General features: G+C 65.3%; 20 protein-coding genes and 1 other RNA gene. 7 read left to right on the forward strand and 14 right to left on the reverse strand.

The genetic code is table 11. From position 1 onward, the window contains the following. Positions 1–77: 77 nt before the first annotated feature. Positions 78–878, reverse strand: coding sequence for a hypothetical protein (locus AB0H50_RS05140; RefSeq protein ID WP_357446924.1), 801 nt, complete (start codon positions 876–878; stop codon positions 78–80). Positions 879–1,365: 487 nt separating this feature from the next. Then, positions 1,366–1,959, reverse strand: coding sequence for a hypothetical protein (locus AB0H50_RS05145; RefSeq protein WP_357446927.1), 594 nt, complete (start codon positions 1,957–1,959; stop codon positions 1,366–1,368). Positions 1,960–2,397: 438 nt separating this feature from the next. Here AB0H50_RS05145 and AB0H50_RS05150 point away from each other — a divergent pair, with 438 nt between their 5' ends. After that, positions 2,398–2,532 (forward strand): hypothetical protein, encoded by a 135-nt coding sequence (locus AB0H50_RS05150; protein ID WP_357446931.1) that lies wholly within the window; start codon positions 2,398–2,400, stop codon positions 2,530–2,532. 910 nt (positions 2,533–3,442) lie between these two features. Here AB0H50_RS05150 and AB0H50_RS05155 read toward each other — a convergent pair. Further along, a complete protein-coding gene (locus AB0H50_RS05155) occupies positions 3,443–5,833 on the reverse strand; it encodes a tetratricopeptide repeat protein (RefSeq protein ID WP_357446934.1) in 2,391 nt (796 codons plus the stop codon). 108 nt (positions 5,834–5,941) lie between these two features. Here AB0H50_RS05155 and AB0H50_RS05160 point away from each other — a divergent pair, with 108 nt between their 5' ends. Next, positions 5,942–7,843 (forward strand): hypothetical protein, encoded by a 1,902-nt coding sequence (locus tag AB0H50_RS05160; RefSeq protein ID WP_357446936.1) that lies wholly within the window; start codon positions 5,942–5,944, stop codon positions 7,841–7,843. A gap of 664 nt (positions 7,844–8,507) precedes the next feature. Beyond that, positions 8,508–9,362 carry a hypothetical protein gene (locus AB0H50_RS05165; RefSeq protein WP_357446939.1) on the forward strand — a complete coding sequence of 285 codons (855 nt, stop codon included), beginning with the start codon at positions 8,508–8,510 and terminating at the stop codon, positions 9,360–9,362. 37 nt (positions 9,363–9,399) lie between these two features. On the opposite strand, the gene ssrA is transcribed toward AB0H50_RS05165, so the two are convergent. Then, positions 9,400–9,767, reverse strand: a transfer-messenger RNA (tmRNA) gene (gene ssrA / locus AB0H50_RS05170). Between the two features lie 591 nt (positions 9,768–10,358). Between ssrA and AB0H50_RS05175 the strand changes: the two genes are divergently transcribed. Both AB0H50_RS05175 and AB0H50_RS05180 read left to right on the forward strand, forming a co-directional pair. After that, on the forward strand, positions 10,359–11,663 hold the full coding sequence (locus AB0H50_RS05175) for an ABC transporter substrate-binding protein (RefSeq protein ID WP_357446941.1): 1,305 nt from the start codon (positions 10,359–10,361) through the stop codon (positions 11,661–11,663). Between the two features lie 52 nt (positions 11,664–11,715). Then, positions 11,716–13,014: an ABC transporter substrate-binding protein gene (locus AB0H50_RS05180; RefSeq protein ID WP_357446944.1), complete on the forward strand. Its 1,299-nt coding sequence runs from the start codon at positions 11,716–11,718 to the stop codon at positions 13,012–13,014. A gap of 73 nt (positions 13,015–13,087) precedes the next feature. On the opposite strand, the gene smpB is transcribed toward AB0H50_RS05180, so the two are convergent. From smpB to AB0H50_RS05230, 10 genes are all read right to left on the reverse strand, one after another. Further along, positions 13,088–13,561, reverse strand: a complete 474-nt coding sequence (gene smpB, locus AB0H50_RS05185) for an SsrA-binding protein SmpB (protein WP_068066678.1) — start codon at positions 13,559–13,561, stop codon at positions 13,088–13,090. Between the two features lie 68 nt (positions 13,562–13,629). Beyond that, positions 13,630–13,866, reverse strand: a complete 237-nt coding sequence (locus AB0H50_RS05190; protein WP_357446947.1) for a hypothetical protein — start codon at positions 13,864–13,866, stop codon at positions 13,630–13,632. Between the two features lie 154 nt (positions 13,867–14,020). Continuing rightward, on the reverse strand, positions 14,021–15,103 hold the full coding sequence (locus AB0H50_RS05195) for a metallophosphoesterase (RefSeq protein ID WP_357446950.1): 1,083 nt from the start codon (positions 15,101–15,103) through the stop codon (positions 14,021–14,023). Between the two features lie 109 nt (positions 15,104–15,212). Then, positions 15,213–17,099, reverse strand: coding sequence for a DNA helicase RecQ (recQ, locus tag AB0H50_RS05200; protein ID WP_357446952.1), 1,887 nt, complete (start codon positions 17,097–17,099; stop codon positions 15,213–15,215). A gap of 94 nt (positions 17,100–17,193) precedes the next feature. Then, positions 17,194–18,096: a permease-like cell division protein FtsX gene (ftsX, locus tag AB0H50_RS05205; protein WP_357446955.1), complete on the reverse strand. Its 903-nt coding sequence runs from the start codon at positions 18,094–18,096 to the stop codon at positions 17,194–17,196. Further along, positions 18,096–18,785, reverse strand: a complete 690-nt coding sequence (gene ftsE / locus AB0H50_RS05210; RefSeq protein WP_357446958.1) for a cell division ATP-binding protein FtsE — start codon at positions 18,783–18,785, stop codon at positions 18,096–18,098. The genes ftsX and ftsE overlap by 1 nt, the downstream gene beginning before the upstream one ends. 120 nt (positions 18,786–18,905) lie before the next feature. Next, positions 18,906–19,064 carry a hypothetical protein gene (locus AB0H50_RS05215; RefSeq protein WP_357446961.1) on the reverse strand — a complete coding sequence of 53 codons (159 nt, stop codon included), beginning with the start codon at positions 19,062–19,064 and terminating at the stop codon, positions 18,906–18,908. Further along, the gene (locus AB0H50_RS05220; protein WP_357446964.1) at positions 19,051–19,908 is read right to left on the reverse strand and encodes a mechanosensitive ion channel family protein; all 858 of its coding nucleotides are present in this window, start codon (positions 19,906–19,908) and stop codon (positions 19,051–19,053) included. The genes AB0H50_RS05215 and AB0H50_RS05220 overlap by 14 nt, the downstream gene beginning before the upstream one ends. A 102-nt stretch (positions 19,909–20,010) precedes the next feature. Then, positions 20,011–21,126 (reverse strand): peptide chain release factor 2, encoded by a 1,116-nt coding sequence (gene prfB, locus AB0H50_RS05225; protein WP_357446967.1) that lies wholly within the window; start codon positions 21,124–21,126, stop codon positions 20,011–20,013. Positions 21,127–21,191: 65 nt separating this feature from the next. Next, a complete protein-coding gene (locus AB0H50_RS05230) occupies positions 21,192–22,049 on the reverse strand; it encodes a helix-turn-helix transcriptional regulator (protein ID WP_357446971.1) in 858 nt (285 codons plus the stop codon). A gap of 143 nt (positions 22,050–22,192) precedes the next feature. On the opposite strand from AB0H50_RS05230, the gene AB0H50_RS05235 reads away from it, so the two are divergent. Beyond that, a complete protein-coding gene (locus AB0H50_RS05235) occupies positions 22,193–22,783 on the forward strand; it encodes an NAD(P)H-dependent oxidoreductase (RefSeq protein ID WP_357446974.1) in 591 nt (196 codons plus the stop codon). Further along, positions 22,735–23,607 (forward strand): oxidoreductase, encoded by an 873-nt coding sequence (locus AB0H50_RS05240; RefSeq protein ID WP_357446977.1) that lies wholly within the window; start codon positions 22,735–22,737, stop codon positions 23,605–23,607. Before AB0H50_RS05235 ends, AB0H50_RS05240 begins: the two co-directional genes overlap by 49 nt. Positions 23,608–23,727 lie beyond the last annotated feature (120 nt).

Consider the following 23,727-nt stretch of genomic DNA (forward strand, 5'->3'; position numbering starts at 1 on the left):
AGGGGCGGCGGCTCCGCGCACGAGGTGCGCACATGGATCGCGGCATACGCCGCATTTGCCGCTCCCCACGAAGTCCATCACCACCCGCCTTCGAAGAAGGCCAGGAGCGCCGGTCCCGGGTCTGCCGCGGTGGTCGTATTCGCCACGACGACAACGATTACGGCCAGCAACAACACCACCGAGAGCACACCGAACGACCCCAACAGACGCCTAGTTCGCCCAGACCCCGTACCCGCAAACCTCTTCCACATCACCACACTCACACCGATGAAGACGGCCGCGACGGTCCCGGCGATCACGGCCATCGCCACGTGATACCGAGCGAAGTCGCCGATCATCACCTCGAGCGGAGGCGGGGTTTGCCCACCCGCACTCAGCGATTCGGCCAACCGCTGCCTGATCTGATCGAGCGTATCGGCGAGCTCTCCCTCCGCCCCACCGCCCGTCAGCAACGGCAACAGCGAGGAGAAGGGCGCTGCCGCACCCTGAAAGTTGGCCATCACCAATACCAACGAAAACAGCGCGCACATCGTGACGAGAACGCCCGCCGTCGCGAGGACAGCCCTCTTCCCCACCTCGGGACCACCGGCCCTCAGGAATGCCTTCCAAAGCAGAACGCCGAGCGCAACGAGCACCACCAACAAGATCGCCGCAATCACAGCCTTCGCCACGTGGTAGCGGAACCAGTAATCGACAACGCTCTCCAAGCCCGGAGAGAAATCCCGTGCGCCGGAAGCCCAATACTCGACGAACGCCTCGCCCAGGGCCTCGCGAAGCTCGCGCTCATCGGCGAAACCACCACCGGACCCGCTCGCCGCCAGCGTGCGCGGGGCTACGACGAAGGCAGCGCCGAGGGCCACAGCCAAGGCGACGAGCACAGCGACTGCGCGACCGGAGATACCTGCGGATCGCGACATACCTGCGGGACTGGACAAGGAGATTCCTCCGACTCGATTCAGGCGGCGCACCGACGTTAGTGGCCACCATGATCTCTCGCGGCTGGGTCACTCGCAGTTCGGCGGTGATCGCTTCCACGGCGGCAAGGCGCTGATCACCGTCCTGTGTATCGGAGCACAGCGAGAGCCGCCCGGACATGCGGCTAGCAGCTCCTCGATGCGCGACCACGGGATGGCACGGAACGCGCCACACCCTGGGCCGCCGTACTCGGCCAGCCAACCAGCCAGGTGGTCTCGTTGGCTGTTCCATTTGGTGTGTGGGATGCGATCCCGCTCGAATGCGTCGGTGATCGGCTGGCGCGCAGGTAGGTCGATGACGACTGCGCGCAAGAGTTTCGCCTTCACAGCTGTTGTCCTCGCTCGGGGGCCGCGGCGAGAGGTGGGGCGCCGAATGCTTCGAGGGCAGCCGTCAGCGCACCGAGGTGCACCGGGTCGGAGACCAGTTCAGGTGGCGCCGCGTACCCGTCTGCTGCCCAGGTGATCCGACGAAGAGTTCGTAGCGCATCTCGCAGTACCGGTAGCAGCGCGAAACCGCTTCCCGTACACGGTAATCCAGTTCACTCGTAGATTCGTCCTTGCGAAGCGGCCGAAGCATGGTCGAGAGAGTGCTACGAAGCCACTGCTCCAACGGTGTGGACAACGGTGAGCTCCAGACCTCTTCCGCGCAGGTCGCGGCGAATTCCAGCGCATTGCTCAGGCCACGGAGGCGCGTATCCGCTTCCGGCTCCCAATCCGAAGCGGGGCGCGCAGGCAACGGCAGGCCCACAGCGCTCCGCTGCGCGAGGTACACCACGACGGCGCGTAGCGGTCGGCGGGCAACGAGATCGACGCCCTGCTTGTTGTCACACCAACCCCAGTCGACACTGCTGAGGACCGAGTCCAGGGGCTCCCGCAACAAACTGTGACCATGGATGTCGTGTGCGGGCACGGCTACCGAATCCGCGAGTTCGACCGCGAACAATAACGCCGGAATGTACTCGGCCTCGGCCGAAGAGAACCTCATCTCACCCTCCCAGCGCCAACACCAGCCGACCCCGGTGGCGCATTCCATCCTCGAATCAGTCAGTGCCGCAACGAAAGAACACCGGCGGCCTGGCGAGTCGTCCGAGCACATCATCGATGTCGATGCCGGCGGCGAACCCGTACGTGCCGCCACCGATCGGCGACCACTCCATCGACCCAGGTCCGCCCCGGTGTGACACACGAAATGACCGCTACGGCGCCGAGGGGGCTTCGCCCCCACAGAACACGCGGAACCCGCAAAAAAAGGCGAGTGCTCTTCGCGAGCACTCGCCTTCTCGGGTGGACATGGCGGGAACTTACTCGAACCGGACCGGCTTACTGGAAGACTTCGCTGAACTCTGGCAACGAATCAGCACAAGCTGAACCACGCAGGCCACAGTCATGACGTTCAAGATCATCCGGCGGACCCAAGAAGCGGTTGACGACGGAGGAAGTCGCAACCATCATCGCCAAGTACGAAGGCGGCAAATCGATGACTCAGCTCAAAGCCAAGCATGAGATGGCCAAGCGGACAGTCGCGACGGTGTGGCATGCCGCCAAATCGATCAATTAGCCCAACTAAGGGGTCGGGTGGACGGTGCGGGAAGATGCCGAACAGACGCGATCTTCTCCAAGACTTCTCCGAGCTGTGGGAAGGAAGGTCCGTGCCAACACGTCTAGCCCCGCGTTCGTCTCAGCAGGATCTCCAGAACCCGGCGGGCGTCGGCTCGGCGTCGGTGATCGCTCGAAAGAGCCGCAATGAAGGAAACAACGGCAACCGTCACGATGTACAGCGCTCCAGCACAGGAACTCGCCAGGGCGGCGTGGAAGACGAATCCATTCAGCTGGATCATAGGTGGCCTCTCGTGTCTCGAGCCCGGTCGCATGCTCGCGACCAGTACGTCACCAATTAGTGGGGCAGAAGGCCATGTGACACAACGGAAGTCGGATCCGGCCTGCGGCGCCACGGCTATCCTGCTGGTCATAGACATATCCAAAGTAGTCCGGCTCGGATCCGGTAGAACAGCTGGAGGGCAGCGTATGGGACGGCCGTTCCGACCAACACATGGACCACACATCAACTCGATGGTCCTAGCCGAACTCGCACGGCTGTGGGAGCAGGCTGGGGCCCACTCAGCACACGAGGACGCACTGGGCAAAGCCATCTCCCAGAAGCGGCTCGCAGATCAATCCGGAGTACCGACCCAGACCATCAGCTCGTGGTCCACAGGGGCGTCTCTGCCCCGAGACCTGGATCGCTTGTCAGCTATCGGGAGCGTATTGGCCCAATGGGCAGGGGCACCAGCTCCATCGGTTCGCGATTGGGAGCGCCGGATGGAGGACGATCGACGTGCACAAGAGACGACTGCCACCGGACCAATCCAGTCTGCCGATGATGGGACCATCATCACGAATGAGATCTCCGGATCGGTGACGGGAAGCGTCGTTCAGACTGGCCAAATCTACGGCGACATCAACTTCCATTAGCCGACGGGGTCCACAGCCGCGTAGGATCGCAAGGTTCGGGCGCGTCGAACCCACCACATGGCCGATGCGACGCGGCCGTGCTCGAACTGAAGGCGGGCAAGCGAAACCACTGCGTCGATATCTCCGTTCTCGGCCGCCTGCCGGAACCAACGTTGAGCTTGTTCAGCATCACCGCGATTGGCATACAAGACCGCGAGGTTGAAGATAGCGTCACGAGTGCCTCTCTCAGCTGCCATCGTCAGGGGTTGTATCGCGTCATCGAGCCTGTCCAACTCGATGTACATCTCACCCAGCGTCGTCGCTGCATCGCAATCACCAAGTGCGGCAGCCTGTTCCAGCCAGTCGATAGCGTCCGGCACCCGCCCGGATTGATAAGCCGACCGACTCAGGATGCGCATGGAGATGAAGTGGCCACCCTCTGCTGACCTTCGATACCACTCTTCAGCGTCTCTATCCCGCCCCAGGCCGCCGAACAGGTTCCCTAGGTTGAACGCGGCTCCCGCCAATCCCCGGTCTGCTGCCAGCCTGTACCACTTCTCAGCCTCGACCAGGTCACCGGCCATATTCCTCATTACGCCGAGGTTCAGCGCAGCTTCAGCTGAACCTTGTTCAGAGGCGCGTGTGTACCACTGGGCGGCGAGGTCCAGCCGTCCCGAGTCATGGCGGAAGAGACCGATATTGAAGGTTGCATAAGAATCACCGAGTTCATTCGCTCGCGAATACCAGGTTTGCGCCTCGTCACGACGACCACTGGCGCTCATGATATTTCCGAGGTTGGTTGCGCATCTGTACTCCCCCAGCTCGGCACCTCGCCGATACCAGACCTCTGCCTCTTCGATTTCGCCCTGGTTCTCCAGTTCGAAACCAAGCCTGAAACAAGCCTGTGTATACCCTGCCTCCGCAGCCGTCCGGCACCATTCCAGCGCCTCAACCTTTTCACCCGCTTCATCGAGCAGAATGCTGAGATTGAAGGCAGCCCTGGGCTCTCCACCCTCAGCGGACTGCAGAAACATTGCACGAGCTTCGGTCGGTCGATCGGTCTCCAGCAAGAGAACACCGAGATTGTATGCAGCGATTGTGGCTATCTCGGCAGTAGGATGCCTGGTCTTGGAATGCCAAATCTGCTCGGCCACTCGAAGAGACACAACCGTGGCAGCTGTCGCTGCGCGCACTGCCACAGCCATCACATCGTGATCGTTCGCTGCGTGCTCTACGGCCCGCTGCCAAACCAGATCCTTGACAGGAGACCGTATGGACGATTGTTCCGTGCGGTCCACCAGATACTGGAACACGAGCCACCGGCCATCTTCGATGGGAAGTAGTGGACTTGTGATACCAAATCTCTCCTCGGCCGCCCACATGAAGGCATCCGGCAGTGACTCGGCACGGAGCAGTGAACCACCCTGCTCTTCTAGGTAGACTTCATGCAGGTCGACGAGCAACGATTGAGAATATGGCCCAGGCAACCCGGCACGTTGCAGGTCGACAGCCGCAGACACTAGGGCCGCACCTCTCGGATGCCCACCGATATCAAATGCTCGCCGCCATTCGGACCAAATCGAAGGGCCGGCCACAAGGTACTCGGGTATGCCGTACGACCGGTGATGCTCGACTGCTTCGGCAATGCGTTCGTCGGCCTCACCGACAGCACCGCCGACCTCGTTCTGGGTCCAGAGTCTCGGCAGCGGAATCGGCTCGACCATTGCGAGCACTCGCGCCCCAATGCCCGCTCGCGGTCCAAGCGACGAATCTACAGCTGTATCAAGGGAGCTGCGCGAGCCGGGGTTGAGGAGGTCGTATTGGGGTGTACGTATCGTCCCAACAATCGGCACCCGGAGCCGGACAAATGCGGCCAGCATCGTAGGGTCCAACTCTCCTGGACCAAAGAACCTTTCGAGATCATCCAGCCACAGCACGCAGCGAGTCTGCCTCTGCAAGATCGTTTCGAGAACCGCCGGAAGATCGGCTCCGGTGACCGGGGCAGCAACCCGGTAGTCCGGCATGGTTGCAAGCATCGCTTCGAAGGCAGTCCGAGTTTTCCCTGACGCCGAACCACCTACTAGATAGACCAAGCCCCCATGATCGCAAGCGGCCATCATTCTTGAACGCAGCTGCTCATCGACATCCCGGCGGACGTAGGGCGGGATACCTCGGTCGTCAGCGCCAGGACGTGATCGCAGCACACCAGCCTGGATAGGGTCCCAATCCGCCGTCAGCGGCCAATTGTCCGGATCTCCCAAGTAGGCAGCAGATCTCGACTCATGATTGCAAACATAGATCGAACCTGCAACGTGGTTGGCCTGCACCACTGACCCTTGAACGAGCCCACCGACGGTGTTGCGGACATCATCGCGCTCAACGCGATCATCCGAGTTCGGCAGTTCCAACCCCTCAGCTCCTTTTTCTGAAGCTCCGACTTACCCAGTCCCCGTATGGAATACGATAGCTGTCGTCTACGCCACAGTTCAGCAGGTTCGATACAAGGGGTCTCGCCGGTGGGTAAGTCACGCCATGGACGCAGCAAGCGCGCGAAGGCACACACACCCAAGTACCACGTTACGTTCAACGAGCCAGGCGGACTGGACCTGGACGCGGCGGCGAGAGATCTGACACAGCTGATTTCGGATCCGTCAGCTCGGACGAACTTCGCGGGCGCTTACGCTACTGGATACGCAGCGATCGGACTGGCCCAGGTCAACGATGATGGACCCGAGTGGTTCCACGAGACAGACCCGCTCGATTTGGTTGTCCTGGGGTGTTCATATCCGAAAGAGTTCAGAGACGCCGGCGAGTTTGGCAATGCCCGAACGGCCTGGTTACGCCACGTCCGTGACACACCGCTCTGGGCTGGGATCCGCGAACTGGTGGGCGCGGCGGTGAATCTCAGCAATCACCATGGGATGCCGATAGACGACGGCTCGATTCTCCTGGCGCTGTGTTCCACACTGAAGGACGCACACCTCGACGACCTACAAATCCCTGTCGAGCTTCGGCCAGAGAACGCGCTCGCCGAAGCTCGTTTCGTCCGTGGCGGCCCTCCGGCGAGCTACTCGCTGCCGGAGGTTTCAGAGCGCTCCCAGAACCTGGCAATCGAGTTCATGAACACGCTCGATGCCACGACTGTGAGCGACGGCACCTGCGCCGAACAGCTGCGCGACGGCCTGTACCTTCTCGACCTGATTGGATTGCCGGTTCGAACAGATAGCTGGACGTTTCTCCTAGCGCTGTTCGTATCCCTTTGCGCCTCGGATGAGGAGCCCGTCGATGACCTGGGCGGCCGCGCCCACGCGTGGGCGCTCGGGCTCGAACAGGAGTCTCCATTTGCCGCCATTGTAGATACAATTCTGCTGGCTTCAGAGCACGATCTCGAACCTGCGACGACATTGAGTCACCTATTTACACTCCCTCAATTCATGACTGGCGTCGATAACGAATCAAAACGCTGGCACAGCGAGCCTGGTACCGACCTGGTACCCCTTTCTTTCGAGTTCGGCCACAAGCAAGTGAGAACCAGGTCCGGGCGCATGGTCCAAATGAATTCGGAAACCAGAGAGGCCCTTCAAGAACTTAGGAGACTCTTCCGAGAAAAATTCGGAAGGGATCCGAATCCAGATGATCCAATACTGTTTGACCCAAACAAAGAGATCCCAACCCCCATGGCGGAAACCGATTGGTCAGAAATGTGGCAATCGATCGCAGAGAATGCGTCCGACCTGCGGATATCATCTTTCGCCTTCGCGGCCAGCGAGGTTGGGTACCTTGTCACGGAGGATAATCAAGAACTATTCAGCCAAAGCGAGAAGGATGCATTCTACGCTTCCGTCGAGCACCACCGAGCGCTGCGAGACATGAACCCGCTCGAACTTGCCTCATTTACCTGGCGTCACATCATCAAGGAACTACTCGACGGATCGGCGGACCCGGAAGCGCCGCGCAAGATCATTGAGAATCTGGTCAACATCGACGAAGCCGACCTAGAGACTACATCCATTCTACTGCAAACATTGGTTGCAAAGCCTCTGATTTGGCTAAATTCAATGCAACGAAGGGGAATCTCTGAAGCCGAACTAACTCAGGCCATTCATTGGTTACACGTAGAATACGGCGAGGACGACTACCGCGGCGTTGCAGCCGCAGTAGCAGTGGCCATCTGGGGCCTGCCCGGGATCTCCACACTCGAGGAGAAAATTGGAAAGCCCTGGAAGAAATTCACCCTTAACGACTTGCACGAACTCTTCGACATTGATCTGGCTCCGGCAATGATATGGCTATGCACCGGCCTGACAGCAACCATCGGAGAGGGGAAGATAGAATGGATAGAGCAAGCCACTCCTACTCGCAGGTCCAAAAAGAGCGGCAAGTCGAAATCGAAATCGCGAAAAAAGAAGAAAAGATAAATCCCCGCGCGGGCTAATCGACGTCGCATTGGTGTTCACGGCCTTGCACTAGGACTCACTCTCTGCTCACACGTTTGAGGGACCCAAACGCAGCACCTGAACCAATCGCACCCACTGCGGCAGCCCCGACCAACGGACCCGCTACGACGATCAGCCCGAGCACGAGTACGCCCACGAGCACGATCAATAGCGCAGCCCTGCGAAACCTGTAAGGGTCGGCCAATACCTTGTCGAGTAGCCCAAGCCAAGAGTTCGGCGCGCGATCGTCGTAGCGGGTCTCAGCTGACGCCGCTTCCGGTTTCACCTTATTTGGCATGGTACTAGGGCGTAAGCGGTTGGCTGGCAAGTTCTTTGGGCGCCTCATCGCAGACCGCCGGATGGTACGAAGCGACTGGCCTTCACCGCCAGCCGAAGGTTTGCCTGCATGGATCTATAGTCAGGGCTGGCGCCTCGAGGAAGACGATTGATGACGAGCTGCCCGTTGGGCCAGGTGAAAATCCCTGGTTGGAGCGCGCCAGTTGACGTTAGTTGACTTCGAAAGGTGATCGGAATGGCGCCGATACCGCTTCCCGGGAAGGCTTCGGTCCCTCCTGGGCCGCACAGGGATCTACTGGTCGCCCTCCATGAGCTCTATGGCCGAGCCGGCTCACCATCACTGCGAGGATTGAGCAGTCTCGACGTGGATGGCCCAGGGACCCTCAGCCACGAACAGGTCCGAAAGATCCTTCATGGCAAGGCCATTCCCCGATGGCAGATTCTCGAGACACTGGTGCGCGCACTCGTATCCGTCTGCGGCGTTTACCCGAGGCATCCAGAGATCGAGGTCGATCGGTTTCGAGCGTTATGGCGAGCAGCCAACACCGGCACCTATGGCCTGTCTGAACTGATCCTCCACCCAGGCGCTCCCGAATGCACCCGCGGCGATGGTGCCCAGTGGGTTCCGGACGACATCACGCGGCTGATGATCAATCCAATCTATGCCATTGAAATCGATCCGTCCCTCGCGCTTCCGCACGAACCTCTCATTTCGGATGAGGAGTGGATCGCGGTCAATCTACGGATCCTCGCCGAGATTGGCCCTGAAACCTTCTTGCGAACGTTGTTGGATACATTGCGCGGCAACTACATTGCAGGGTCGGACGACGCGGACGACGAGGAAACCCACTGTGGCATCGACGCTGACCTCGCCGACGAGTTTGTGGCCCAGCAGGTCCTGCAACGCCTGAGGTCGGAGCCAGCGATCCTTGCACGGTCGATCAACGCGCTCCGAGGCGCTCCGGAAACAGCAGTAGATCCTTCGCTGCGGGACGAGATCGACTTCCTGGAGCAGCAGCAGAATGTCGTACAACAGGTTCTGGGCGTATCCGACCAAACTTGGCGGAATATCTCCGACCACGCGCAGAAGCTTGTGCTGCTCTACCTTGTGGATCACATTGTTGTGGGCGCTCCAGGCCAGCCGATCGATTCACTGCTGACGATCGTTTGGCGGGTTCCGAAACCAGGAGATACCGCAGAATGAGTAGAGGCCCACACCAGGGATGGTGTGGGCCTCTACTCAGTGGAGCTGCCGGGAATCGAACCCGGGTCCTCCGCCGTGTCTTCAGGACTTCTCCGTGTGCAGTTCGCTGTGTCTCTGCTTGGATCTCTCGGTCACGCGAACAAGCCGAGATGACGATCCCAGTCGCTGTTCGATGTCCCGTCCGGCTCCGCGACCGAGTCGGACGGTTAGCCCTCTAGCTGATGCCGGCACCGGGACCGAGGGCATATCCCGGGCCGACAGAGACGCTTCGCTTAGGCAGCGAGAGCGTACTCGCGCTGATGAGAATCGGCGCTTAATTGGTTGCAACGACGCTTACGGTGGTCTCTTGCCTGCACCGACACGCTTCCCCTGAATCAACGTACGCAGTCGAAACCGTTCAGCCCCGTACGCGCCCGCACCTTGCGGGCTAGTAATGCTAACACTCGCCACACGTCGGATCATCCCGATTATTTGTGCGCGTTCGCGTACATATCGATCAGGTTCGATCACGCGCGCAGGTTGCCTCACGCACGCGAAGCACTCCGTAGGGCGAGCGTCAATGGGGTAAACGCCCGGGCGGCCCGAACGGTTCCACGGGCGAGTCGATCCGGATCAGATGCCAGTGGAACAGAGGTCGCGGACCGACAGTGGCGACGAAGCCGCCCAGATCGAGCTCGCGGCCGCGTCGACCGCCGAGCCTCGCCGTACGCCATGGCCATCCGCATGCCGACTCCGGCCCGATTCGACACCGGCTGCGATCGCACACCAGGGGTGCGCAACCCCCGGGAGAGACCACCTCCCACCAGCGCACATTTGCCCACGGATTGCGGATCCTCGCATTCAACCCGTGCCGGTCAGTCGTCCGACTTGTTCACCCCGCGCCGGGCGACGCCACGGCAACCGCGAAACCGCCTTCTCGCCGTCCCACTGACCGGTACTGTTCCTGTTCGGCCGTACCGGATTCGGAGCGTCCGGCGGCAGGGACAGGGAGCAATAATGGGCAACACCAGCAGGCGGCGTCGCCGCCTGTTCCACGCCGCGGCGGTTCCGATCATCGTCGGGCTCGTCTTGGCCGCGGCGTGTTCCACGCCGAGCGAAACCACCGGACCCGGCGTCACCAGCGCGCCGTGCCCGAACGCGATCGACAGGGAGAAGGGCTGCATCTACCTCGGCGTGCTGTCCGATCTCGGCGGCGGGCCGTTCGCCATGCTCGGCCGAGCGATGCAGGACGGGCAGACGGCGTTCTGGACCGAGGTCAACAAGGCGGGCGGCATCGGCGGCTACGAGGTCGACATCTCGACCTACGCCAGGGACACCGCCTACGATCCGCACCGGCATCTCGAGCGGTTCCGCGAGATCCGGCCTAACGTGCTGGCGCTGGCGATGAGCCTCGGCACCGCGCAGACCCTCGCCGTGCTGCAGGAGATGGACGCGGCCGACATCGTGACCTCGGCGGGCACCCTGTGGTCGGGCTGGGAGTACGCCGACACCGACCTGAATCTGGTGCTGGACAGCGGGTATTCGTACTGCACCGAGGCGATCATGGGTCTGGACTGGTTCGCCGAGCACCAGTACCGGCCGCACAACCTGGCCGTCGTCGGGTTCCGGGGCAACTACGGCGGCGACTACTCGAACGGCGCGCTGCGCTGGGCGGCGCACAACAACGTGCCGGTCACATCGCGGATCGACACCGGCCCGAATGCCGAGGTCGGCAACCAGGACCGCCCGGTCGCCGAAATCCTGGCCAACCCACCGGATCTCGTGCTGCTTGCCACCGGGCCCGCCGAAGCCGCGGAGATCGTAGGCAAACTCGTCGCGGCGGGTTACCAGGGACGCTTCCTCGGCTCGGCGCCCACCTGGAACGGCGCGCTGCTGAAAACGCCCGCCGGACCTGCGCTTTCGGCGCTCTACAACTACACTTCGCCGGTCGACGGCTGGGACGGCGCCAGCGCGGGAGCGCGCAGGGCCCGCGCCGCCGCGCCGCAGGAGCCCGCGAACTGGGGCTACAGCCTCGGGTGGGCGGTCTCGTACACGATGCGTGCGCTGCTCACGAAGGCGGCGGCGCACGGCCCGCTGAACCGGGTCGGCGTGCGCGCCGCGCAGGACGCGCTGGCGGTCGATTTCGAGGGAATGGCGGCGCCGCACACCTACCACGCGGGCGAACCGGATTACGCCGCCCAGCGTGCCGCGATCGGCGCCCCCGATCCGTCCGCACCGCTAGGCTCGCGCACGGTGGCCACCGACTACCGCGGACCGACCCTGCCGCAACTGCCGATGCACGGGCCGTGCGTCCGGCTGTGAACCGGCCGGCCACCGGGCAACACATTTCCGCCTCCATCGAAGGAAGAGAACTTTGGGACCAACCCGCCGTCGCCGCAGGCTGTTCCGCGCCGCTGCGGCCGCGATCGCCTTCGGCTTCGTACTGGCGGCCTGTTCGACGGCGTCGACCGAAACGGGGCAAGGTGTCACCAGCGCGCCCTGCCCGCAGGCGGTCGACAAAAGCAAGGGCTGCATCTATCTCGGCGTGCTGTCCGATCTGGAGGGCGGTCCGTTCGCCGCGCTCGGCAGGGCGCTCAACGACGGTCAGCTGGCCTTCTGGCGTGAGGTCAACAAGGCGGGCGGCATCGGCAACTACGAGGTCGACATCACGACCTACGCCAGGGACACCGCCTACGATCCGCACCGGCACCGCGAGCAGTTCCGTCAGATCGAACCGCACGTTCTGGCATTGGCGATGAGTTTCGGTACGGCGCAGACGCTTTCGGTGCTGCCGGAGATGGACGCGGTGGATCTGCTGACCGGCGCGGGCACCCTCTGGTCGGGCTGGCAGTATCGCGACACCGACCGGAATCTGGTGCTGGACACCGGGTATTCGTACTGCACAGAGGCGATCATGGGCCTGGACTGGTTCGCCCAGTTCCAGTCCAGGCCGCGCACGCTCGCCGTCGTCGCCTTCCGCGGCAACTACGGCGGCGATTACGCCAGCGGCGCACTGCGGTGGGCCTCGGAGAACAACGCGATCGTCACCGCGCGCGTCGACACGGGCCCGAATGCCGAGGTGGGCAACCAGGACGGACCGGTCGCCGAGATCCTGGCCAACCCGCCGGACGTGGTGCTGCTGGCCACCGGTCCCGGCGAAACCGCCGAGATCATCGGCAAACTCGTCGCGGGCGGCTACGACGGCCGATTCCTCGGTTCCACCCCCACCTGGAACGGCGCCTTGCTGAAGACGCCCGCCGCGGCGGCGATCACCTCGCTGTACAACTACACCTCCCCCTACGACGGCTGGGACGGACGCAGCGTGGGCGCCCAGCACGCCCGCGCGGCGGCGCTGCAGCCGCCGACCAACTGGGGTTACAACCTCGGCTGGGCGATCTCCTACCCGATGAAGGCGGTGCTGACCCGCGCCGAGGCGGAGGGCCATCTCACCCGCGCCGGTGTGCGCGGCGCGCTGAACGGGCTCTCGGTGGATTCGGAGGGCATGGCGGCCGTGCACAACTATGGCGCGGGCGAACCGGACCTCACCACCCAGCGGGCGGTCATCGGCGTGCCCGACGCGAACGCCCCGATGGGGTCGCGCACCCTCCTGCCCGACTTCCGCGGGCCGACGCTGCAACGCGTGACGCTGCACGGACCGTGCGCGCGTTTGTGAGGAGAAACTGACGGAACCCCCGGTGCGATCCACTCGATCGCACCGGGGGTTCCCATGTTCTCGGCCTACGGCCTCAGCTCATTCCCTTCACGCGGCGGCCCAGCTCGCGAGTCACTTCGCGTTCGGCGGTCCGCCGAGCCAGATCCTGGCGCTTGTCGTAGTCCTGCTTACCCTTGGCCAGCGCGAGCTCGACTTTGACCTTGCCGTCGGAGAAGTACATCGACAGCGGCACCAGCGTCTGATTGCCCTCGCGCGACTTACCCACCAAGCGCTCGATCTCTCGCTTGTGCAGCAGCAACTTGCGCACCCGGCGCGGCGCGTGGTTGGTCCAGGTGCCGTGGCTGAACTCCGGAATGTGCAGCCCACGCAGCCACACCTCGCCGTTGTCGACCGTGGCGAAGGCGTCCACCAGCGAGGCCTTGCCCTCGCGCAGGCTCTTGACCTCGGTACCGACCAGCGCGATCCCGGCCTCGTAGGTGTCCAGGATCGTGTAGTTGTGCCGCGCCCGGCGGTTGGTCGCGATGACCTTGCGCCCCTTTTCCTTCATAACGGTCAACTGTAAGTGACGCGGCAATCGTTTTATTCCGGCGCTGCGGCCGATGCGGCGTCGCGCGCTCAGCCGCCGGGCCGCAGCGCGAGGTAGATCACGAGGACCGCGACGAAGGCGGCGAGCATGAGCAGGGTGGACACACGCGGACGGCCGAGGTGCGCTGGAGTGCGCCGACGACCCAGCCACACCGATTCCACCGCGGAATCCATCGGGCCGTGCGGCGCGAGAGGGGGAGTGTCGGGTGGTGGCGATCCACCGGACGTGTCGGAGCCGCCCTCGGGCGGGTCATCACCGGGTGCCATGCCTGCACGGTAACCGCAGGGGCGGAAATTTACCGACGCAGCCCTCGGGGTGTTGTGATTCGGTGATGTGGGCTGGGTTGCCTCGGGCTGCGTGCTTGCGCCCACGCTCCGACGTGCTGATCACGCCGAGGCGACGCTGACGCCAGGCGGGGGCCTACGCCAGGCGGCGACCGAAGACCTCGGTGCCCCCGCCCGTCGCCGGGTCCACGGTGACGACCCGCAGATCGACCGCGCTCGGGGTGAGGTCCATGACCATGAAGCCCAGCTGGTGGTAGTTCTCGTAGAGCGCGGGCGTTCCGGCGCCGCCCGGCGTCAGGCGCGGTTCGGCGCCAACGGTTTTCGCGGCCGCACCGGACACCAGCTGGCGGGTGCCCTTGGCCGCCGCGGTGGGCTCGAGCACCTGGAGCGAGTGGTCGTGGCCGGAGAGGATGAAGTGGCACTTGCCCACGACGTGGTCCTCGAAGAACCGCTTCACGTGCACGCCGTTGAGGGGTTCGATGGACAGGCCTTCGTATTTGCCCGCGTCGCCGTGCGGGCCGTTGTTCAGGTACGGGTGGTGCGTGCAGGCGATCTTCCATGGCGCGGGCGATTCGGCGATGGCCCGGTCCAGCCAGGCGCGCTGCGCGTTCATGAATTCGCCGTCGACCGCCCAGTACGGCGCGAACAGCGGCGGCAGGTACGCGGCCAGCGGGTTGAGGTCGAGCACGAAGAACTCGACCACCGGCCGTTCCTCGGGGACCCGGACGGAGTAGTAGCGGCTCGGCATCCACCAGCGCGGCGAGTTCGCGTGGTATTCGACCTCGTGGTTGCCGCGTAGCAGCCAGCCGCCGTCGCCGCCGATGACCGAGCTGTTGTCGTGATTGCCGAGCACCATCGCCCACGGGAAGTCCAGCCCGCTGTTCGGGTTCTCGAATTTCGTCGCGAACTGGGCATCGTCGCCGCTCTTCGGGCCGCTCTCGTAGATGTTGTCGCCGAGGCCGAGCGCCAGCGAGAACGGTTCGCGAGCGTGGAACGCGCGGGCCGCGTCCGCGACCGCCCACTGTGCGCGCGTGCCGGTGCCCGCGTCGCCGGTAACGAGCACGCGCACCGCCCGATCGGCCGGAAGACCGAACTTGGTGACTCCGGCGGCGACCGGAACCGCCTGGGCGGGCGTGAGGCCGACCAGTGTCGCACCCGCCGCGATCCCCGCAGCCCCCACCAATAGTTCCCGACGACCGATCGCCTGCGCACCACTCATACTGACCTCCGCAACTCCGATATCCCGGACCATCCTGGCCCACGGCGGCGAGCGCGTCGATCTGAGGGGTCAACATTTCACAGTCCGTGCACCGGGATGTGGAATCCGGTCACTCGGCGGCGAGCACCTCGAGCACCTGTTCGCCGTATTTGGCGAGCTTGTTCTCACCGATGCCGCCGATCGCACCCAGCTGCGCCAGGCTCGCCGGCTTGCGGGTGGCGATCTCGCGCAGCGTCGCGTCGTGGAACACGACGTAGGCGGGTACACCCTGCTCCTTGGCCGTGGCGCCGCGCCACTCGCGCAGCTTCTCGAACAACGGCACGTCGGTGGCGGCGAGGTCGGCCGCCGCGGCCGCCTTGCCCGCCTTGGCGGACCTCGCCGGTTTGGTGACCCGCTCCGGCTCGCGGCGCAACCGCACCTGACGACCGTCGAACAGCACCTCCTGGCTGGCCTCGGTCAGGGTCAGCACGCCGTAGTCGCCGTGCACCGCGAGCAGCCCCTGCGCAAGCAGCTGCCGGACGACGCCGCGCCACTCGGTGTCGCGCAGATCGGTGCCGATGCCGAAGACCTTCAGCTCGTGATGGTCGTACTGAACGACCTTGGGATTCTGCTTGCCGAGCAGGATGTCCACGACGTGGCCCGCGCCGAACCTCTGACCGCGCTCGCGCTCGAGGCGCAAGACAGCGGACAGCAACTTCTGGGCGGCGACGGTGCCGTCCCAGGATTCGGGCGGGGTGAGGCAGGTATCGCAGTTGCCACACGGCAGACCCGGCTGCCCGAAGTAGGCGAGCAGCTGGGTGCGGCGGCAGGCGACGGTCTCACACAGGGCCAGCATGGCGTCGAGGTGCAGTTGCAGCTGCCTGCGATGTGCGGCGTCGCCCTCGGACGAGTCGATCAGTCTGCGCTGCTGGACGACGTCGTTGAGCCCATAAACCATCCACGCGGTGGACGGCTGACCGTCGCGTCCCGCGCGACCGGTCTCCTGGTAGTAGCCCTCGACGGACTTCGGCAGATCCAGGTGGGCGACGAAGCGCACGTCCGGCTTGTCGATGCCCATGCCGAAGGCGATGGTGGCGACCACGACCAGCCCGTCCTCACGCAGGAAGCGGGCCTGGTTCGCGGCGCGGGTGCGGTGGTCGAGACCGGCGTGGTACGGCACCGCGCCGACGCCGTTCTCGTTGAGGAAGGCCGCCGTCTTCTCCACCGAATTGCGCGACAGGCAGTAGACGATGCCTGCGTCACCGGCGTGCTCGGCGCGGATGAACTCCAGCAGCTGCCGGTCCGGGCGGTTCTTCGGTTCGATCCGGTATTGGATGTTGGGCCGGTCGAAGCTGGCCACGAACCGGCGCGCCCCGCCCAGGTCGAGGCGCGCGATGATCTCGTCGCGGGTCTTCTCGGTGGCGGTCGCGGTCAACGCGATGCGCGGCACGTCGGGCCAGCGCTCGTGCAGCATCGACAGGCCCAGGTAGTCGGGCCGGAAGTCGTGGCCCCACTGCGACACGCAGTGCGCCTCGTCGATGGCGAACAGCGCGACCTTGCCGCGATCGAGCAACTCGGCGGTCGACTCCAGCCGCAGCCGCTCCGGCGCCAGATACAGCAGGTCGAGCTCGCCCGCGAGGAATTGCGCCTCCACCGTGCGCCGCTCGTCCGGGAACTGCGTCGAGTTGAGGAAGCCCGCGCGAACGCCGAGCGCGCTGAGCGCGTCCACCTGGTCCTGCATCAACGCGATCAGCGGGGAGACCACCACGGCGACGCCGGGCCGCACCAGGGCGGGCACCTGATAGCACAGCGACTTGCCGCCGCCGGTCGGCATCAGCACCAGCGCGTCCCCGCCGGAGATCACGTGTTCGACGATCGCGGCCTGGTCGCCGCGGAAACTGTCGTACCCGAAGACCCTGCGTAGAACCTCTTGCGCCGCAGCGCTTTCGGCGCGCGCGGAGGCGCCGGAACCGGTCACGTCGGCAGGGAGGGTTTCGGGGGGATTCACGGGGCCCATCCTACGAGCGACCCCCGACCATCGCGCCGCTACATCGCGGTGGATCGGGCCGTATCGGCCGAGTTCTCCCCATGGGGATGAACGACTTTTCGCCTCACTCGCGAACGTAGTACCGGAGGGTGCCGTAGGCCGCGACGGCCGCCACCAGGATGCCGACCGGCGCGATGGTCAACGCGACCGTGGCGATGTCGTCACCGGTGATCCGCGGGAACACATTGCTGTCGAACAGCGGCCCGAGCGCCCGGTCGATGACCAGCGGCCGGGCGATGAGCAGCCCGAGGATCGCCAGCACCGAGCCCGCCACGGCCGCGACCACGGCCTCGAGCAGGAACGGCAGCTGGGTGTACCAGCGCGTCGCGCCGACCAAACGCATGATGCCCACCTCGGTGCGCCTGGTGAACGCCGCGATCTGCATCATGTTGGCGATCAGCAGCAGCGCCGCCAGCGCCATCACGACGGCCAAGCCGAACGCCGCGTTGCGCAGGCCGTCGAAAAGCCGAAGCAGCCGGTCGACGAACTCGCGGTCGTTGGCGACGGTGCGCACACCGTCTCGGGCGTGGTAGGTGTCGTAGATGCGCTCGTACTGGTCGCCGTCGGTCATCTTGACCCGCATCGAGGCGGGCAGCGGCGTCTCCGAGATGTACTGCACCATCTCCGGCTGATCGGCGAAGAGCTTCTTCGCCTCCTCCAGCGCGGCGGCGCGATTGAGGAACTGGACGCTGACCACGCCCGAGGTGTTCTTCATGTCGGCCAGCAGCGAACGGCACGGATCGGTGGCACAGTCCGGGTCGTTGGCGGAGATGTTCTCGTCGAGGTAGAAGCGCACCTCGAGACGGCCGGTGAAGTACTGCTCGGTCTTGTCGGCCATCCGCACCGAGAGCAGGCCGCCGCCGAGCATGGCCAGCGACACCGCGGTGGTCAGGATCATGGCGACCGTCATCGTCACATTGCGGCGCAGACCGGTGCCGACCTCGCTGAAAAGGAAACTCGCGCGCATTACCGATCTACTCCGTACACGCCGATCGCGTCGTCGCGCACCAGGCGGCCGCGGTCGAGCTCGACCACCCGCCTGCGCATCGAGTCGACGATGTGGTTGTCGTGGGTGGCCATCACCACCGTGGTTCCGGTGCGGTTGATGCGCTCGAGCAGCATCATGATGTCGCCGCTGGTGTCGGGATCCAGGTTGCCGGTCGGCTCGTCGGCCAGCAGCACCAGCGGCCGGTTCACGAACGCGCGGGCGATGGCCACCCGCTGCTGCTCGCCGCCGGACAACTCACTGGGCAGCCGGTCGGCCTTGCCACCGAGACCGACCATGTCCAGCACCTCGGGCACCGTGCGGTCGATGACCTGGCGCCGCTTGCCGATCACCTCGAGTGCGAACGCGACGTTCTCGTGGACGGTCTTCTGCTGCAACAGCCGGAAGTCCTGGAACACGCACCCGATGCGCTGGCGCAGCTTCGGCACCTTGCGCCCGGGGAGCCGATCGACGCGGAAGTCCGCGACGCGGATCTCCCCGGCGGTCGGCGCCTCCTCCTTGAGGAGCAGACGCATGAAGGTCGACTTGCCTGAACCGGACGGTCCGATGATGAAGACGAACTCGCCCTTGCCCACATCGACCGTGATGTTGTCCAGCGCGGGTCGCGTCGACGTCTTGTACGACTTGGTGACGTTCCGCATGGTGATCACGGGGGGCCAGTGTAAGCGGCTGCCTTCGCCTGCGCTCGGCCCGGCTCGTGTTTCCTGACGGACTTCGTCCGGCTCCAGCCATCCGGCAGCTATACCCGCGCATCCACCCCGGAGTTGCAGCTACTGCCCGGCCTGCTCCGTATTCACCAGCGCCGGTACGGTGTTCACGACCTGGGTGATTCCGGTCGTAGCCGGTTGATCGGGCTTGACGAACAGGTACAACACGAATGTCGCGACCCAGGTGGCCCCGAGGATCGCGGTCGACTTACGTGGTTTCACTGATACCTTCCCGGCGCAAGGCCGCGGCCACTCGGACCCGCAGCTCGCGTCCGACCTCGAACTGCTTACCTGGCAATGTCCGGGCAACCATTCGGATGTTCATCTGGTCCATCGTGAGGTCGTCCACGCCCATCACGGTGGGTTCGTCGAGCAACAGCGGCTCGAGCCTGCGGTCGCGGAACGCTTCGGCTCCTACCTTGTGCAATATCTCGTTCACCCGGGTGATGTCGGCGCTGGCCGCCACCGGAACGTCGATCGCGGCACGAGCCCAATCCTTCGACAGATTGGTCACTTTCACGATCTGCCCGTTCGGCACGGTGATCACCTCACCGTCGGCGTTGCGCAGCGTGGTGATCCGCAGCGTGACGTCCTCGACCGTACCCTCGGCCATCTCCGCGGATCCAGTCACGGCGATGCGAACTACGTCACCGAATCCGTACTGCCGCTCGGTGATCAGGAAGAACCCGGCCAGAATGTCCTGCACGATGCGCTGCGCGCCGAAACCGAGCGCGGCGCCGAGCACCGCGGCGGGCGCCACGAGTCCGGTCACGGCGAAGCCGAGGCGCTGCAACACCTCCATGCCGACCAGCACATAGACGATGGTCAGCACGACCCAGGTGAGCACCTGTGCGAGTGCGTGCCGGTGTTTGGCCGCCTCGGTCCTTACCAGCGCGTCGCTGCTGCGGAAGCCCGCGTCGATCTTGCTGGTGACCCGGTCGCGCACGAAGGTGGCGAACCGGCTGAACAGCATCGCACCCAGGATCAGCAGCACGATCTCCAGGCCGCTGGATCGCAGCCACGCCGTGGAATCGGCGGCGGACGCCGCGGCGATCACCTCGCCCATCCCGGTTGCCGTTTCACACCATCCGCAACACGCACGCCAGACAGGCTACAACGGAGTAACGATCCGGGCCGCGCGTCGCATCGGAATGCCGCGCACCGCAATTTAATTGGCCTGCTCCCGCATGCGCCACCGGATACCGGACTCGATGAAGCCGTCGATGTCGCCGTCCAGTACCGCGGTCGGGTTGTTCACCTCGTGACTGGTCCGCAGGTCCTTGACCATCTGGTACGGGTGCAGCACGTAGGAGCGCATCTGGTTGCCCCAGGACGCGCCCTCGTTGGTCTTCAGCGCGTCCATTTCGGCGCGCTCCTCCTGCCGCTTGCGCTCCAGCAGCTTGGCCTGCAGCACGCGCATGGCCGAGATCTTGTTCTGCAGCTGGGATTTCTCGTTCTGGCAGGTCACGACGATGCCGGTCGGGATGTGTGTGATGCGCACCGCGGAGTCGGTGGTGTTGACGCTCTGGCCACCCGGACCCGAGGAGCGGTACACGTCGACGCGGATCTCGGTCTCGGGCACCTCGATGTGGTCGGTGGTCTCGACCACCGGAAGCACCTCGACCTCGGCGAACGAGGTCTGGCGGCGGCCCTGGTTGTCGAACGGGCTGATCCGCACCAGGCGGTGCGTGCCCATCTCGACCGACAGGGTGCCGTAGGCGTAGGGCGTCTTCACGGCGAAGGTGGCGCTCTTGATGCCCTGGCCTTCGGCGTAGGACGTGTCGTACACCTCGACGGGGTACTTGTGCCGGTCCGCCCAGCGGATGTACATACGCATCAGCATCTCGGCCCAGTCGGCGGCGTCGTCGCCACCGGCGCCGGAGCGGATGTTGACCAGCGCCTCGCGCTTGTCGTACTCGCCGGACAGCAGGGTGCGGACCTCCATCGCCTCCACGTCGGCGTGCAGCGCGGCGCGTTCGCCATCGGCCTCGGTGAGCGCCTGGGTGCGGGCCTCGCCCTCCTCGCCATCGGCGAGTTCGTAGAGCACCGGCAGATCCTCGAGCCGCTGGCGCAGCTCCTCGACCCGGCGCAGCTCGCCTTGCGCGTAGGACAGCTGGCTGGTCACCTGCTGGGCGTGGTCCTGGTCGTTCCACAGGTCGGGATCGGCCGCCTGGTGCTCGAGCTCATCGATGCGGCGGCGAAGTTCCTCGATGTCGAGGACCGACTCGACCGTCTTCAGCGTGGCGTCGAGTTCGGCGAGATCAGCGGAAACGTCAGGATGCACGATGTATTAGACTACCGGCCCCGCCGAGGCGGGAAAAAGCGCGCCCACCGATTGCGGGGGACTCCTCAGCCGGAGACCGCCCGCAGCTGCCCGGGGCGGCGGCCAGCCAGCTCGTCCAGCGCCGCGGCCGTCGCGTCGTCGGCGGGCAGGTGGACGATGAGCTGCTGGTCGTCGTCGGCGAACAGGTCGAGGGTTTCGTAGGCCAAGCGCAGCGGGCCCGCCGCAGGATGGGCGAGCCGGGCGATGCCGGTGGCGGCGGGCAGGCTGGGCACGCTCTCCACGCGCCGGGTGAACTCGTCGCCCGCGATCACGGTGAGTTCGTCGGCGAGCGCGGCGGTGGCCGGGTCGGCGCGGAACGGGCCCTGCTTGAGGGCCGCGACCCGCTGGTCGGCAACGTCGTCCCAGTCGGGATAGACGAGACGGGCGCGGGGATCCGCGAAGACGAAGCGCGCGAGATTGGCCATGGGATCGTCGTCGAGCAGGCCGGTCGGGCCCATCACCCTGCGGTAGCCCTCGGTGCAGGCGAGCACGTCGCCGAGCCGGTTGACCACGACCGCGGCCGCCGGATCCAGATGATCGAGAACGGCACGCACGGTCGGGCGCACCTGACGCGTCGGCGACGCGCCGCCCATGCAGCTGAACCCGGGGTCGGCGGACTTGGTCAGGCGATGCAGATGGATGCGTTCGCTCGGTGTGAGCTGGAGTGCGTCGGCCAGTGCGGAGAGCACCGGCGGTGAGGGATGACGGTCGCGTCCCTGCTCCAGCCGGGTGATGTATTCGACGCTCACCCCAGCCACGGTGGCCAGTTCGGCGCGGCGCAGGCCAGGGGTGCGCCTGCGCGGGCCCGCGGGCAGGCCGACCCGCGCCGGACCGACCGCCTCACGCCTGCTCCGCAGAAACAGTCCAAGCTCGTTGTCGCTCACCCTTCGAACGGTACAAGGGCGACCCCGTCGCCAGGGTGGCCCTGCCACTACCACTCTCCGCGCGGTCTACCAGCCCCACGCGGTCGCGCAGCAGATTGAGACGCGGCGGTCGCACCGGCCGCACTCGATCGAAGGAGAACGACATGTCGTCATTGAAGCTCGCGGTGATCATCGGCAGCGTCCGCGAAGGACGGTTCGGTTCGACTGTCGCCGCCTGGTTCGCCGAACAAGCCGCCAGGCACGGCGGCTTCGAGGTCGACGTGATCGACCTCGCCGACGCGGACCTGCCGCTCGCACTGCCCGCGGTCCCGCCCGCCATGGAACCGAACCCGCCGCGCCCCGAGGGCATGGTCGATCTCAGCGCGCGACTGGCCGCCGCCGACGCGTTCGTCATCGTCACCCCCGACTACAACCGCAGCTACCCGGCCGCGCTGAAAGCCGCCATCGACTGGCACTTCACCCAGTGGGACGCCAAGACGATCGGCTTCGTCGGATACAGCGGAGCCAGCGGCGGCCTGCTCGCGATCGAGCACCTGCGGCAGGTCTTCAACGAACTGAACGCTCACACGGTCCGCGAGTACGTCTCGTTCCCGCGCTACTACCTGCTCTTCGACGAGGAGGGCAGGCTGCGCGAACCGGACGAGCCCGCCGCCGCGGCGCAGACGATGCTCGACCGGTTGCACTGGTGGGCATCCGCGCTGGCCGCCGCCCGGACGGCGTCGGTCGCCGCCTGAGGCGCTCATCTTCTAGTTCCAGAAAGGAAGTCTCCATGGATCTCGAATTGACCGGCAAGACCGCCGTCGTCACCGGAGCGAGCCGCGGCATCGGCCTGGCCGTCGCCGAGACCTTGTCCGCCGCGGGCGCACGCGTGGTCGGCGCCGCCCGCACCATCACACCCGAACTCGAAAAGGCCACCGTGGCCACTGTTTCGGCTGACCTGAGCTCGCAAACCGGCGCCACTGCGCTCGTGGATACCGCGCTGGAGGAGCTCGGCGGCATCGACATCCTGATCAACAACGTTGGTGGCGGCGATCCCGATCAACTGACGCTTGGCGGGTTCCTGGACAGTACCGACGATCAGTGGCGACACTTCCTGGATGTCAACCTGTTCAGCGCCGTCTGGGCGACCCGCGCCGCCCTGCCCAGCCTGCTCGACCGCCGCGGCGCGATCGTGAACGTCTCCTCGATCAACGCGCACCTCCCGTCTGCCGGGCCGGTCGGCTACAGCGAGGCCAAGGCTGCGCTCACCGCCTTCGGCAAGCGCCTGAGCGAGGAGTTCGGTCCGCAGGGCGTCCGCGTCAACACGGTCTCACCGGGCGTGGTCGGCACCCGGATCTGGCGCGGTTCCGAATGGGTGGGCGCGAAGCTCGCCGCCGCACAGGGCGTCTCGCACGAACAGTTGCTGGCGGCGCTGCCGGATCAGTTCGGCATCGCCTCGCGCCGAATCTCCGAGCCGGAGGAGGTCGCAGCCCTCGTGACGTTCCTGGTCTCGGGCAAGGCTGCCAACATCGTCGGAGCCGACCTCGTCATCGACGGCGGGACCATCAAGACGAGCTGATCTGACACCCTGCATCAGGACATCGCCCCGGCCTGCGCGTTGACCACGGCCGTTCGCCGGTCAGGCTGCGGTGGCGTGGGTCGGGGCCGCCCCCAGCGCTGCCGGCGTTCGCTGCGTATG

Origin of the sequence: Nocardia sp. NPDC050793 (assembly GCF_040654065.1) — a bacterium.
Classification (GTDB): domain Bacteria; phylum Actinomycetota; class Actinomycetes; order Mycobacteriales; family Mycobacteriaceae; genus Nocardia.

Coding starts and splice junctions, on each gene's coding strand:
- AB0H50_RS05145 (WP_357446927.1), bottom strand. CDS start 1,959: ATGAGGTTCTCTTCGGCCGAGGCCGAGTACATTCCGGCGTTATTGTTC.
- AB0H50_RS05175 (WP_357446941.1), top strand. CDS start 10,359: ATGGGCAACACCAGCAGGCGGCGTCGCCGCCTGTTCCACGCCGCGGCG.
- smpB (WP_068066678.1), bottom strand. CDS start 13,561: ATGAAGGAAAAGGGGCGCAAGGTCATCGCGACCAACCGCCGGGCGCGG.
- AB0H50_RS05190 (WP_357446947.1), bottom strand. CDS start 13,866: ATGGCACCCGGTGATGACCCGCCCGAGGGCGGCTCCGACACGTCCGGT.
- AB0H50_RS05195 (WP_357446950.1), bottom strand. CDS start 15,103: ATGAGTGGTGCGCAGGCGATCGGTCGTCGGGAACTATTGGTGGGGGCT.
- recQ (WP_357446952.1), bottom strand. CDS start 17,099: ATGGGCCCCGTGAATCCCCCCGAAACCCTCCCTGCCGACGTGACCGGT.
- ftsX (WP_357446955.1), bottom strand. CDS start 18,096: ATGCGCGCGAGTTTCCTTTTCAGCGAGGTCGGCACCGGTCTGCGCCGC.
- AB0H50_RS05220 (WP_357446964.1), bottom strand. CDS start 19,908: ATGGGCGAGGTGATCGCCGCGGCGTCCGCCGCCGATTCCACGGCGTGG.
- AB0H50_RS05235 (WP_357446974.1), top strand. CDS start 22,193: ATGTCGTCATTGAAGCTCGCGGTGATCATCGGCAGCGTCCGCGAAGGA.